11 protein-coding genes and 1 pseudogene are annotated in these 12,346 nt (G+C 65.7%); 4 read left to right on the top strand and 8 right to left on the bottom strand.

Annotated features, from left to right (window positions below; genetic code table 11):
• Window positions 1–188: 188 nt before the first annotated feature.
• Window positions 189–446 (top strand): annotated as a pseudogene (locus tag PMI20_RS08195) (YebG family protein); the annotation flags it as partial.
• Between the two features lie 155 nt (window positions 447–601).
• Here the strand turns inward: PMI20_RS08195 and PMI20_RS08190 are convergent.
• From PMI20_RS08190 to PMI20_RS08175, 4 genes are all read right to left on the bottom strand, one after another.
• Window positions 602–1,711 carry a dihydrolipoamide acetyltransferase family protein gene (locus PMI20_RS08190; protein WP_007932388.1) on the bottom strand — a complete coding sequence of 370 codons (1,110 nt, stop codon included), beginning with the start codon at window positions 1,709–1,711 and terminating at the stop codon, window positions 602–604.
• 10 nt (window positions 1,712–1,721) lie between these two features.
• On the bottom strand, window positions 1,722–2,708 hold the full coding sequence (locus tag PMI20_RS08185; protein ID WP_007932386.1) for an alpha-ketoacid dehydrogenase subunit beta: 987 nt from the start codon (window positions 2,706–2,708) through the stop codon (window positions 1,722–1,724).
• On the bottom strand, window positions 2,701–3,795 hold the full coding sequence (pdhA, locus tag PMI20_RS08180) for a pyruvate dehydrogenase (acetyl-transferring) E1 component subunit alpha (RefSeq protein WP_007932384.1): 1,095 nt from the start codon (window positions 3,793–3,795) through the stop codon (window positions 2,701–2,703). The genes PMI20_RS08185 and pdhA overlap by 8 nt, the downstream gene beginning before the upstream one ends.
• Window positions 3,796–3,895: 100 nt before the next feature.
• Complete coding sequence (locus PMI20_RS08175) at window positions 3,896–4,915, bottom strand: Leu/Phe/Val dehydrogenase (protein WP_007932382.1); 1,020 nt, start codon at window positions 4,913–4,915, stop codon at window positions 3,896–3,898.
• Window positions 4,916–5,098: 183 nt separating this feature from the next.
• On the opposite strand from PMI20_RS08175, the gene PMI20_RS08170 reads away from it, so the two are divergent.
• The 3 genes from PMI20_RS08170 (at window position 5,099) to PMI20_RS08160 (ending at window position 7,307) form a co-directional block, all read left to right on the top strand.
• Window positions 5,099–5,902: a SirB1 family protein gene (locus PMI20_RS08170; RefSeq protein WP_007932379.1), complete on the top strand. Its 804-nt coding sequence runs from the start codon at window positions 5,099–5,101 to the stop codon at window positions 5,900–5,902.
• Window positions 5,903–5,970: 68 nt separating this feature from the next.
• The gene (locus tag PMI20_RS08165) at window positions 5,971–6,783 is read left to right on the top strand and encodes a class I SAM-dependent methyltransferase (protein ID WP_007932377.1); all 813 of its coding nucleotides are present in this window, start codon (window positions 5,971–5,973) and stop codon (window positions 6,781–6,783) included.
• 56 nt (window positions 6,784–6,839) lie between these two features.
• A complete protein-coding gene (locus tag PMI20_RS08160; protein ID WP_007932374.1) occupies window positions 6,840–7,307 on the top strand; it encodes a GNAT family N-acetyltransferase in 468 nt (155 codons plus the stop codon).
• A 12-nt stretch (window positions 7,308–7,319) separates the two neighbouring features.
• Here PMI20_RS08160 and PMI20_RS08155 read toward each other — a convergent pair whose 3' ends face one another.
• The 4 genes from PMI20_RS08155 to hmgA all read right to left on the bottom strand — a co-directional run bounded on the left by PMI20_RS08155 (window position 7,320) and on the right by hmgA (window position 12,187).
• A complete protein-coding gene (locus PMI20_RS08155) occupies window positions 7,320–8,690 on the bottom strand; it encodes an MFS transporter (RefSeq protein ID WP_007932371.1) in 1,371 nt (456 codons plus the stop codon).
• A gap of 230 nt (window positions 8,691–8,920) precedes the next feature.
• Entirely contained in the window at window positions 8,921–9,559 is a 639-nt protein-coding gene (gene maiA, locus PMI20_RS08150) for a maleylacetoacetate isomerase (protein WP_007930809.1), read from the bottom strand.
• 15 nt (window positions 9,560–9,574) lie between these two features.
• A complete protein-coding gene (gene fahA, locus PMI20_RS08145) occupies window positions 9,575–10,879 on the bottom strand; it encodes a fumarylacetoacetase (protein WP_007930808.1) in 1,305 nt (434 codons plus the stop codon).
• A 3-nt stretch (window positions 10,880–10,882) separates the two neighbouring features.
• Complete coding sequence (hmgA, locus tag PMI20_RS08140; protein WP_007930807.1) at window positions 10,883–12,187, bottom strand: homogentisate 1,2-dioxygenase; 1,305 nt, start codon at window positions 12,185–12,187, stop codon at window positions 10,883–10,885.
• Window positions 12,188–12,346: the final 159 nt, after the last annotated feature.

Here is a 12,346-nt window from a genome sequence, read left to right as displayed (position 1 = left end):
AGGTACTGAATGGCCGCTGCGCGGATCGCGAGCAAGCTCACTCCTACAGGGGAAAGCTGACAAACCCTGAAACCCGTCTAGATTAAAAAGCCACTATTCAAAGCATAAGGATTCGCTTATTCTTCTCGCCTGTATATAAATACAGTAGTAGCAAATACCCATTATCGTGAAGGCATGTGAGGTGGTGAATGGCCGTCGAAGTGGTATACCGCAGCAGCCGAGATCTGGAGCGCTTGTTCATGGATAAAGCCGAAGCTGACCGTCATGACAAAATGCTCGAACTGGCTGAATTGCTGGCGCAAGTGTTGCAAAAAGCGGTGCCGTCCCTGAGCGAGCAGCAGGTGGAAGAAGCCGGGATCTACATGGCGAAGAACCGCGATGTGTTCGCCAAGGCCTTCAAGAGCCAGCCGGACGCCCTGTCCGAACTGCTCAGCGCGCCGGTTGCGGCGGCCGAGCCAGAAGCTCCGCTGGCAGCCCCCGAAGCCGCGGAACCCGCAGCACCGGCCAAGCCCGCCAAGGCAAGCAAAGCCGCCAAGTAAGCAGGCTCGAATTGAACAGGCCCTGGGTTTGCGCCCAGGGCCTTTTTCATGCCTGTGGAAGACTAAAGCTCAGGTTGTTCCAGCGCTTCGACCAGCTCCTTGAAAAACCGCGCCGCCTCGCCGCCGGTGACCACCCGATGATCGAAGGTCAGGGACAGCGGCAGCAGCGGATGCACCACCACCGCGCCGTTCAGGGCCACCGGTTCGTCGCGGATCACCCCGGCGGCGAGGATCGCCACTTGCGGCGGCACCACCACCGGGTTGGCGTAACGGCCGAACAGGGTGCCGAAGTTGGACAGGGTCAGGGTCGCACCCATCATCTCCTGGGGCGGAATCGAGCGTGCCTGCACGTCGGCGCGCAGGCGCGTCACCCCGGCCTTGAGGTCCGCCGCGTCGCGCTGGCCGACATTGCGCAGCACCGGCACGAACAGGCCATCGGGGGTGTCCACGGCAATGCCCAGGTCGAGGTGCTGGTGCTGCTTGATCGACAGGCTCTTGCCATCGAACGCGCTGTTGAGCACCGGCTCCACCGCGCAGGCCGCCGCCAGCGCCTTGGCCAGGCGGATCAGCGGATCGCGGGCCTGGCCCCAGCGGTGCAGGTCGGCATCGCCGTAAATCGTCACCGGCACCACCTCGGCATGGGAGCGGGCCATGTTCAGCGCCATGCTCCGGCGTACCCCGCGCAGCCGGTCACCGCCGAACCGCTCCCGTTCCTGCTGCGCGGCGTTTTCCACATCGCTGCGGCTGATCAGCCCATCCTTGGCCGAACCGCTCAAGGCATTCACGTCCACGCCCAGTTGCCGGGCCAGTTGGCGCACCGCTGGCGTAGCGCGGACTGCCATATGCTCGCGGGTCGAGGGCGCGGCGCCGACAAAAAACCGGTCTTCCTGGCTGGCCCCGCCACCTTCGAGGCGCCCGACCACGGTGCCGGCATCCGCCTCGCCTTCGTAGCCGAGCAAGGGTTCGCCGACATGCAGGATGTCGCCCGGCGCGCCGTAGGTTTTCGCCACCACCCCGTCATAGGGCGCGGGAATGTCCACCAGGGCCTTGGCGGTTTCCACCGACACCAGCAACTGATCGGCCTTGACCGCATCGCCGGCCCTGACGTGCCATTCGACAATCTCCGCTTCCTGCAGGCCTTCGCCCAGATCGGGCAGTTTGAAATATTTCATCGCAGCCTCCTCAGGCGAAGTTCAGGGTGCTGTCGCAGGCGTGAAGAATGTCTTCGACGTCGGGGATGTACAGCGACTCCAGGCGATACAGCGGCGGTGGAATGTCCGGCGCGGTGACCCGCAGGATCGGCGCCTGCAATTCCAGCAATACCCGCTCGTAGAGGCTGGCGGCGATTTCCGCGCCGACGCCGCAGGTGCGCGGCGCCTCGTGCACGATCACGCAGCGCCCGGTCTTGCGCACCGAGGCTTCCAGGGTGTCGAGGTCCAGCGGCTTGATGCTGGCGACGTCGATCACCTCCGCCGACACGCCCTGCTCGGCCAGCGCGTTGGCGGCCTGCAAGGTCTCGACGATGCTCGCGCCCCAGCTGACCAGGGTGATGTCGCTGCCTTCGCGCAGGGTGAAACAACTGTCCAGCGGCAGGCGCTTGCCGTCGTCCACCAGCGGTTGCGGGTTCATGCGGTAGAGCCGGGTCGGCTCGAGGAACAGCACCGGGTCGGGATCGTCGATGGCTGCCAGCAGCAGGCCGTAGGCCCGCGCCGGCGAGGACGGCACCAGCACCCGCAGCCCCGGGATATGGGCGAACAGCGCCTCGGTGCTTTCGCTGTGGTGCTCCGGCGCGCGAATGCCCGCGCCCATGGGCGTGCGCAGCACCATCGGGCAGGTGATGCGCCCGCGGGTGCGGTTGCGCATGCGGCTGGCATGGGACACCAGGTGCTCCATGGTCGCGTAGATAAAGCCCATGAACTGGATTTCCACCACCGGCTTCAGGCCCTGGGCGGCCATGCCCACTACCAGCCCGCCGAGCATGGTTTCCGCCAGCGGCGAATCGATCACCCGCTTGAAGCCAAAACTGTCGCGCAGCCCCAGGGTGGCGCGGAATACCCCACCGTTCACGCCGACGTCCTCACCCAGGACAATCACGTTCTCGTCCTCGGCCATGGCCCGGTGCAACGCCAGGTTCACCGCTTCCAGCAAGCTGAATGTGCCGTTACTCATGGTCCGCACCTCCCGCACGCCGCGCCAGCCGTTCGAGGAACACCTCGCGCTGTTCGGCCAGGGCCGCCGGCCACTGTGCATAGACGTAGTCCAGTACCGACTCGGGGGCCTGGGTGCCCGCCGCCTCGAAGTTATCCACAGCACGCTGCACCAGCGCCTGGCATTCCACCATCAGCGCCTGCTCGCGGTTTCCGTCCCAGACGCCCTGCCCGACCATGAAGCGTTGCAGGCGTTTGACCGGTTCTTCCAGCCAGGCCTGCTTGACCTCATCCGCGGCCCGATAGCGCGTGGCATCGTCGGCGGTGGTGTGGTCGCCCAGGCGATAGCTCAGGCACTCCAGCAGCACCGGTCCCTTGCCATGCCGGGCACGTTCCAGGGCGGCCTGCACCCGGTCGTACACCGCGAGCATGTCGTTGCCATCGACCTGCTCGCCGTGGAAGCCGGCGCCGATGGCCTTCTGTGCCAGGGTTGGCGCGCCGCACTGGATGCGCCGTGGCACCGAGATCGCCCACTGGTTGTTGTTGACCACGAACACCACCGGCAACTGCCAGGTGCCCGCCACATTGAGGGCCTCGAGGAAGTCGCCCTTGCTGGTGGCGCCGTCGCCACAGGTGGTCACCACCACCCGGTGCTCGCCACGGATCTTGAATGCGCTGGCCACGCCGCAGGCATGCAGGGCCTGGGTGGCGATCGGCACACAGATGGGAAAGTCCTCGGCCACCGCCGGGTCGGCGAAATCACTGCCGCGCTCGTCGCCGCCCCAGTACAGCAGGATCTCCTCCATGCGCACCCCGCGCATCAATTGCACGGCAGTGTCGCGGTAATAGGGCACCAGCACATCTTCGGGCCGCATCAGGCTGCCGATGGCCACGCCAATGGCTTCCTGGCCGAGGGTCGGCGCATAGGTGCCGATGCGTCCTGTACGTTGCAGGGCCACGGCTTTCTGGTCGAACAGGCGGGTCAGGACCATCTGCCGGTAGAGCCGGGTCAGCAGATTGAAGTCGTCGGCCCAGGCCGGCAGGTCGCCGAGCAACTGGCCGTCCGGGGACAAATAGCGGGTATAGGGAAGTGCAACCTTGTGCGGCATCACATGGCTCCTGGCACGCCGGGTCCAGCGTGCAGTCATTGCGCCTCGCGCTTGTGGCGCAGGGCCTACAGGGCGAAATGGCCGGGTAAGGCCTTCGCCCCTAGCGGTACAGCACGCGCTCCGCCAAGTCGTCGGCCACCCGCGCCGGGGAGCGCTTTTCAGCCTGGGCGTGGGCGAAGACTTCGGTGAGCCGCTGGCTGATCTTCGACAGATGGGCGGTGATGGTCGCCAGGTCTTCACCGCGATGCTTGAGCGAAACGTAGATCAGCCCGCCGGCATTGATCACATAATCCGGCGCGTAGAGGATGCCGCGGTTTTCCAGCTGGTCGGCGACCTGCAGATTGGTCAACTGGTTGTTGGCCGAGCCGGCCACCGCCGAGCAGCGCAGTTGCGCCACGCTGTGGCTGTTGAGCACGCCGCCCAGCCCGCAGGGCGCGAGGATGTCGCACGGGGTGCTGAGCAAGGCTTCGTTGGCGATCGGATGGGCACCCAGTTGCTCCATGGCCAGTTGCACCTTGCCGGAATCGATATCGCTGACCAGCAGTTCGGCGCCCGCGGCATGCAACTGCTCGGCGAGGGCGAAGCCGACATTGCCCAGGCCCTGGATCGCCACCCGCAAGCCTTCGAGGTTGTCGCTGCCCAGGCGCGCCATGGCGGTGGCGCGGATGCCGGCGAACACCCCCATGGCGGCATGCGGTGCCGGATCGCCGGAGGCGGTGGTGCTGGTGACGTGTTGGGTGGTTTGGGCGATGCAGTCCATGTCGGCGACCGAGGTGCCGCTGTCGATGGCGGTGATGTAGCGGCCATCGAGTTGCTCGACGCAGCGACCGAAGGCTTCGAACAGCGCGGCACGGCTTTCGACGTGTGGCGGACGGATGATGACCGCCTTGCCGCCGCCGTGGGGCAAGCCGGCCAGGGCGGCCTTGTAGCTCATGCCTTGGGCCAGGCGCACGGCATCGACCACGGCACTTTCGTCGTCGGGGTAGGCAAGGTAACGACAGCCTCCCAAGGCAGGCCCCAGGCGGCTGCTATGAATGGCAATCACCGCCTTCAACCCGGTGGCCGGGTCGACGCTCAGGTGCAGCGATTCAAGGCGAGTGCTTTGCATGAGAGCGAACATCGTCGGGCTCCCGAATCACTTCTTGTAGTCGCCAGTATAGGCTTGTGCATGAAAATTGCTGGAGCGCGCGGGAATAAGCCCGGTGCCTTACCGGGCTTTAGGAAATAACCTGCTACGGCATGTGTGCGGCACTGGACGAACGCCCGCGACGGGGCTAAAACGAGGCATTCGCCGGAGATTTCGATGAACCCGCGTCAAGCTTTTTTCGCCTGCCTGCAGCAGTCCCCGCCCGCCCTTTTCGAGGCGGCGCTGTGGATCGCCGCCGAGCACGACAAAGAGGTATCGCCCGAGCAGTTGCTGCAAGACTTCAAGGAACTGCAACAGCGGGTCAGCGCAGGCTTGCCGCTGCTGCCGGTCAGCGAACTGGGCCAGCCGCTGCTGCGGCGCATGAACGACCTGGGGTTCCAGCAGGACGAGTTCCTGCCGCTGCGCCCGCAGGCGGCGCTGCTGGACAAGGTGCTGCACACCCGGCGCGGTCAACCGCTGGCGCTGGGGCTGATCGCCCTGGAGCTGGCGCGGCGCCTGGAAATCCCCATGGTCGGGGTCAACTTCCCCGGGCACTTTCTATTGCGCGTGCCCGGTGCCGATCACCTGCTCGACCCTTGCGGCGGGCGCCGCCTGTACCCCAACGACTGCCGTGAGCTGCTGGAGCGCCAGTACGGGCCGAACATCAAGCTGGCCGCCGAGCACCTGGCCACGGCCAGCCCGCAGCAGATGCTCCAGCGCCTGTCGCGCAACCTGCGCCAGTTGCACCTGAGCCACGACGACCACCTCAATGCGCTGATCGATGCCGAGCGGGTCCTGGAACTGGGCAATGGCAGCGCCTCCGACTACCTGGCCCGCGCCAGCCTCTACCAGCACCTGGACTGCCCCAACGCCGAACGCTTCGACCTGGAGCACGCCCTGCTGCTCAGCGAAGACCCGATCCAGCGCCTGCGCCTGACCGAACGCCTGGGGCACTTGCCACCCAATACCATCGTGCACTGATGGGGCGCTCTGCCTCCCATGCCACAATGCCCGGCGACAACTCTCCGTTTGCTTCAAGGATGAACAGCATGAACAGCGCCGAACGCTTTCTTCAGGACTTTCACCAACGTCGCCCCGGCACCACGCCGCCGGCTTTTTCCGGGCTGAGCCTGCCGGGGCGCGGTTCATCCTACGAGATGCTGGCAGCCACGCTCGCCACCACTCAGCCTCGCGCACGGGTGCTGGACCTGGGCTGCGGCGACGGTTTCCTGCTGGATCTGCTGGCCAGGAAGTATCCCGACGCCCGGTTGACCGGCGTGGACATGAGCGCAACCGAACTGCAGGCGGCCCGCACCCGCCTCGCGAACCGCAGCGTGCTGCTCAATGAGCGGGCCCAGTGCCTGTCGATTGCCACCGGCAGCATCGATGCCGTGGTCTCGCACCTGGCCCTGATGCTAATGAGCGATATCGAACAGGTGCTGGGGGAAATCCATCGGGTTCTGGCCAAGGGCGGGCAACTCTCGGCCATCGTCGGCCGGGCCTTTCTGTTGGGCGAGCCGGGCCAGCACTACTTGCAGGCCTTTCGCACCGCCGCCCGACGCGACCAGCTCCGTCCCTTGCCCCTGGTGGATCCCCGTACTCAGTCACAGCGTGGATGGCGGGAGCTGTTGGGCCACAGCTTCACCTCGCTGCACTTCGAGGAACTGGACCTTGAGTGGACGCCCACCTTCGAGGAGCTCTGGGATTCGTTGGCAGAAACCTACGACCTGGATCGCCTGACACCCGCCAATCGCGCATTGATGAAGAGCGAACTGCGCACGGCCACACAACCCTTGCTCCGAGCGGACGGCACGCTGCTGACCGGCTGGGGGCTGCTGCTGATCCAGGCCAGGGCGGCATGACAGCCCCGCCCGGGCTCTGGCAGGATGCTCGGCTCACACCAGGGAATGGGCACAGCATGCTGATCAGAAAAGCTCATGGCGACGACGCGCAACGCGTCTTCGTCATTCGCAACCAAGCCATCAACCACCAGTGCAGCGGCCATTACCCCGCCGCCGACCTGCAGGTCTGGACCGCCGGCAGCCTGGGGGACTACTTCGTCGAAGTCCTGAAGAAGACCGGGCACGTAGCCGTCATCGACGACCAGATCGCCGCCAGCGGCATGCTCGATCCGGAGTCGGGGCAGGTCGATGCGGTGTTTGTCGATCCGGCGTACATGGGCCGCGGGATCGGCCGGCAGATGATGGACTACCTCGAACAGCTGGCACTGCAGGCCGGCCTACCGCACCTGATCCTGGACTCGACCCTGAACGCCGCAGACTTCTATCGCCACTGCGGCTTCGTCGGCGAGCAGGTTGCCCAGTACCATTCGCCCCGGGGCCTGACCCTGGCCTGCGTGCCGATGATCAAGCATCTGGCACGCTGAGCCCGCGCGCCTTCAGGGTTTGAGCGGCGCCTGCAGTTCTGGTGCAGGCCCCGCGCCTGCCGAAGGCGCCTCGGACGGCGAGCGCACCTGGATGATCAGCAGCGCCGCAATCACCGCCGGAATCGCGCAGAAGAAAAAGATCTGCTGCACCGGGATGTGCATTGCCAGCAGCAGGCTGCCGAACAGCGGGCCGAGGATCGAGCCGAAGCGACCGACGCCCAGGGCCCAGCCGGTGCCGGTGGCGCGGACATGGGCCGGGTAGAAGTTGCTGGCGAAGGCGTTGAGGGTCAGTTGGCCGCCGATGATGCAGAAGCCGGCGGCGAAAACGAAGGCCACCAGGTAACGCGGATTATCGTGGTTCAGCCCCAACAGCAGGGTGCACAGCGCCGCCCCGGCCAGCACCGCCGAGAGCAGCCGGACCTTGCGTTGCAGGCGGTCGGCGAACCAGGCCATGCAGATCGCCCCCAGGGTGCCGGCGAACAGAAACATCGAGGTCACCAGGTTCGCTTCGTTCAGGCCAAGGCCACTTTCCAGCAGCAGCGACGGCAACCAACTGATCATGAAATACAGCAGGATCAGGCTGACAAAAAAGGTCGACCAGATCAGCAGCGTCGGGCGCGCATAACCGTGGCGGAACAGCTCGATCACCGTGAGCTTGCTGCCCTGCTCGGCTTGGTTCTGCGCGGCCGAGGCGACCGGTGGTTGCCAGTCCGGCAGCATGCGCGCGGTGACCTTGCGCAGGCGGGCATAAGGCGGCTGATCGCGCAGCAGGCGCGGCAACGATTCGGGGAGGAACCAGGCCAGGAAGGGAAACAGCAGCAACGGCGTGACGCCGCCGGCGAGGAACACCGCCTGCCAGCCGAAGCGGTCGATGAAACCCGCGGCGACAAAACCGCCGGCCGCGCCGCCGAAAGAGAAACCGCAGGCGGCCAGGGTCACCATCAGGGTACGCAGGCGCGGCGGCGAATATTCCGACATCAGCGCCATGGCGCTGGGCATCGCCCCGCCCATGCCGATGCCACAGATAAAACGCGCGACCATCAGGCTGTTCAGCGAATCGGCGAACACCATCATCACCGTGAGGCTGGCGTAGATCAGCACGCAGGCCAGCAGAATCCGCCGCACGCCAAACCGGTCCGCCAGCGGCGTCACCGCCAGCGAGCCCAGGGTCAGGCCCAGCAGGTTGGCACTGAACACCGGACCGAACGCGGCCTTTTCCAGGCCCCAATCCTGGGCCAGGGCCGGCACCACATAACCCAGCACCTGGGCGTCGTAGCCGTCGGTGACCAGCAACAGGGCCAGGAGCAGAAGAAGCAACCACTGATAACGCGACACCGGACGGGCGTCGAGGGCCGCCCGGAAGCTGGCAATCTGATTGTGCATCGCAAGGTACCTGCTGTTTTTTATGGTTATGGAAGCCGGCAGACCGTCATTGCTCTTGGGCGACAAGGATCGGTCTTGTGTACATCTTCAGGCGCGGGAACACGCTGCTGCCGCAGGCCTGTCTCCTGTAGCCGCTGCCGCAGGCTGCGATAAGGCCGAAGGCCTTCAGCGATCCAGAGATCTTCGCGACCGTTCCGGTCGATCGCAGCCTGCGGCAGCGGCTACACAGGTCAGGCGGGCGTATCGGGTTGGTTGGCCGGATGGGCCTTCTGGAACGCCGGATGTTCGGCGGCCAGGGCGGCGACCCGGCGAATCCGTGGGTAGGCGTCCAATGGCACCTTGAAGCGCTCGGCCGCGTACAACTGGGGAATCAGGAAGGTGTCGGCCAGCCCCGGTTGCTCGCCGAAGCAATACCCCTGCTCACCGATCAACTGCTCGACCGCCGCCAGGCCGGTGCTGATCCAGTGGCCGATCCACTCCAGCACCCGCGCCTCATCGTAGCCCCACTGGCGCAGCAGGTTCTGCGTGCTGGAGTTGTGCAGCGGATGGATATCGCAGCCGATCAGCAACGCCACCGCCCGTTCGTGGGCGCGGGCCGCCAGCTCCTTGGAGAGCAGCGGCACCTGTGGATAACGTTCTTCCAGGTATTCGACGATGGCCAGCGACTGGATCAGCAGCTCGCCGTCGTCGGTACGCAAGGCCGGCACACGGCCTTGCGGGTTGATCTGCAGGTATTGCGGCTGGCGGTTCGCACCGCCGCCGGCCGCCAGCAGGTTGACCGGCAGCGCCTGGTAGTCCAGGCCCTTGAGCGCCAGCGCGATGCGCACCCGGTAGGACGCGGTCGAACGGTAGTAGGTATAGAGCTCCATAACGCGCACCTCTTCTTAACGGGCAGGCAGGATTTTGCCGCGGCATTCGCCGAAACCGATGGAGGCGAAACCCTCGCGGCGGCAGCGGCCGCGCAGGATGATTTCGTCGCCGTCCTCAAGAAACTTACGCACTTCGCCGGACGCCAGTTCGATCGGTTTCTTACCGCCTTCGGTGATTTCCAGCAGGCTGCCGAACTGGTTGCTTTGCGGGCCCGACAGGGTGCCCGAACCGAACAGGTCGCCGGCCTGCAACTGGCAGCCGTTGACGCTGTGGTGAGCGACCATCTGCGCCACGGTCCAGTACATGTACTGGGTGTTGCTCAGGGTCAGGCGGTGGGCCGGCAGGCCTTGCTCGCGCATCGCTTCGGTGAGCAGCAGCACTTCCAGCTCGATGTCGAAACCACCGGCGGCCTGGTCGCGCTTGTCCAGCAGGTACGGCAGCGGCTGCGGGTCGCCTTCGGGACGTGGCGTCTGGGCACGGCGGAACGGCTCTAGGGCTTCGGCCGTCACCACCCAGGGCGAGATGCTGGTGATGAAGCTTTTCGACAGGAACGGGCCCAGCGGCTGGTATTCCCAGGCCTGGATATCCCGCGCCGACCAGTCGTTGAGCAGGCAGAAGCCGGCGATGTGCTCGGCAGCGTCGCCAATGGCGATCGGCTCGCCCAGTTCATTGCCCTGGCCGATCCAGATGCCCAGCTCCAGTTCGTAGTCCAGCCGCGCGCATGGGCCGAAGGTCGGCTCGCTCTGGCCGGCGGGCAGGGTCTGGCCCTTGGGCCGGCGTACGTCGGCACCGGAAGTACGGATGGTGGAAGCGCGGCCGTGGTAACCGATCGGCACGTATTTGTAGTTCGGCAGCAACGGGTTGTCCGGGCGGAACAGCTTGCCGACGTTCTGCGCGTGCTCGATGCCGACATAGAAGTCGGTGTAGTCATTGATCCTTGCCGGCAAGTGCATCTGGCAATCGGCGGCCAGGGGCAGCAGTTTCGCGCCCTGGGCCTCGACCTTGCCGCGCAGGCTGCTGCCCTCGCCGAGCAATTCCAGCAGGCGCTCGCGCAGGGCCACGCGGGCCGGGCGGCCCAGTTCGAAAAAGGCATTCAACTGGCCGCCACGGGTGGCATCCACCGCAGCCTTGGCCGGGCCCTCGAACAGCCCGGCGTCGAGCGCCGCTTCCAGGTCGAAGATGTGCTCGCCGATGGCCACGCCGCTGCGCGGCGCCGAACCCTTGTGGCTGAACACCCCCAGCGGCAGGTTCTGCAGCGGGAAGTCGGCATGGTCGTTGGCGGAGGCAACCCAGCTGCGGGTGATGGTTGGCTGATTCATGGGTTATTTCCGATTCGGGTTGAAGGTGGCGGGCAGCGAGGCCCAGCAAGCATCGTAGTCGTTCTGCAATTGCGGGCACTCCAGGGCGAACTGGCTCGGACGCAGCACCTGGCTGGTCTCGAACATGAAGGCCATGGTGTTGTCGATCTTGGCTGGTTGCAGCTCGGCGTTGATGGCCTTGGTGCAGCTTTCGCCATCCGGGCCGTGGGCGCTCATGCAGCTGTGCAGCGAAGCGCCGCCGGGCACGAAGCCTTCGGCCTTGGCATCGTAGGCGCCCTGGATCAGGCCCATGTATTCGTTCATCAGGTTGCGGTGGAACCACGGCGGCCGGAAGGTGTTCTCGGCCACCATCCAGCGCGGCGGGAAGATCACGAAGTCCAGGTTGGCCAGGCCGTGCACGCTGGTGGGCGAGGTCAGCACGGTAAAAATCGACGGGTCCGGGTGATCGAAGCTGACGGTGCCGATGGTATTGAAACGGCGCAGGTCATATTTGTACGGCACGTTGTTGCCGTGCCAGGCCACCACGTTCAGGGGCGAATGATCCAGCTCGCAGCCCCACAGCTCGCCGAGGAATTTCTGCACCAGGGTCGTCGGCTGCTTGAGGTCTTCGTAGTGGGCGACCGGGGTCAGGAAGTCCCGCGGGTTGGCCAGGCCGTTGCTGCCGATCGGCCCCAGGTCGGGCAGGCGCAGGGGCGCGCCGTGGTTTTCGGCTATATAGCCGCGCGCCTGCGGGTCCAGCAGTTCGACGCGGAACTTCAGGCCGCGGGGCAATACCGCGATCTCCAGCGGTTCGACTTCCAGCACCCCAAGCTCGGTGGCGATGCGCAGGCGGCCCTGTTCGGGCACCAGCAGCAACTCGCCGTCGGCGTTGAAGAACACCCGCTCCATGGAGCGGTTGGCGCGGTAGGTGTAGATGCTGATCCCGGCCGGTTTCTGCGCTGCCGAGTTGGCGACCATGTTCACCAGGCCGTCGATGAAATCGGTCGGCTCACTCGGAATATCCAGCGGGTTCCAGCGCAACCGGTTGGGCGTGATCTCGCCCAGCGGCCCGCCTGCCAGCTGGCGATCCAGCTTGGCGAAGGCCGGGTGGTTGGCCGATGGCTGGATACGGTACATCCAGGTGCGCCGCGCTTCGCTGCGGGCCATGGTGAAGGCCGTGCCGGAGAAGAGTTCGGTGTAGAGGCCGTAAGGGGCTTTTTGCGGGGAGTTCTGGCCGACGGGCAAGGCGCCTGGCAGGGCCTCGCTGGAAAACTGGTTGCCGAAGCCCGACTGGTACGCCAGCCCGGACGCCGTGGAATCGAGGTTCATGGAGCCTCCTGGAAGTGGAGTTGGCAGCGGCCTGCGACTCCATGGGGAGAGCTCTCGGCACGCCAGCGTTATTTTTATCGTAATCCAATTACGGATAACGTAATTTGATTGGTATTGACCGTCAAGCTATAAAGACGCCCATTCGTCCCGGGATCACAC

Origin of the sequence: Pseudomonas sp. GM17 (assembly GCF_000282175.2) — a bacterium.
GTDB lineage: Bacteria > Pseudomonadota > Gammaproteobacteria > Pseudomonadales > Pseudomonadaceae > Aquipseudomonas > Aquipseudomonas chlororaphis.
Note: the sequence above shows the minus strand (reverse complement) of the source record. Positions and strands in the feature narration are given on the sequence as shown.

Bases quoted from the DNA above. Each gene is read 5' to 3' on its own strand.
- PMI20_RS08170 (WP_007932379.1), top strand. From the start codon at position 5,099: ATGAACCCGCGTCAAGCTTTTTTCGCCTGCCTGCAGCAGTCCCCGCCC.
- fahA (WP_007930808.1), bottom strand. From the start codon at position 10,879: ATGAATCAGCCAACCATCACCCGCAGCTGGGTTGCCTCCGCCAACGAC.
- PMI20_RS08185 (WP_007932386.1), bottom strand. From the start codon at position 2,708: ATGAGTAACGGCACATTCAGCTTGCTGGAAGCGGTGAACCTGGCGTTG.
- PMI20_RS08155 (WP_007932371.1), bottom strand. From the start codon at position 8,690: ATGCACAATCAGATTGCCAGCTTCCGGGCGGCCCTCGACGCCCGTCCG.
- maiA (WP_007930809.1), bottom strand. From the start codon at position 9,559: ATGGAGCTCTATACCTACTACCGTTCGACCGCGTCCTACCGGGTGCGC.
- PMI20_RS08190 (WP_007932388.1), bottom strand. From the start codon at position 1,711: ATGAAATATTTCAAACTGCCCGATCTGGGCGAAGGCCTGCAGGAAGCG.
- PMI20_RS08175 (WP_007932382.1), bottom strand. From the start codon at position 4,915: ATGTTCGCTCTCATGCAAAGCACTCGCCTTGAATCGCTGCACCTGAGC.
- PMI20_RS08160 (WP_007932374.1), top strand. From the start codon at position 6,840: ATGCTGATCAGAAAAGCTCATGGCGACGACGCGCAACGCGTCTTCGTC.
- pdhA (WP_007932384.1), bottom strand. From the start codon at position 3,795: ATGCCGCACAAGGTTGCACTTCCCTATACCCGCTATTTGTCCCCGGAC.
- PMI20_RS08165 (WP_007932377.1), top strand. From the start codon at position 5,971: ATGAACAGCGCCGAACGCTTTCTTCAGGACTTTCACCAACGTCGCCCC.
- hmgA (WP_007930807.1), bottom strand. From the start codon at position 12,187: ATGAACCTCGATTCCACGGCGTCCGGGCTGGCGTACCAGTCGGGCTTC.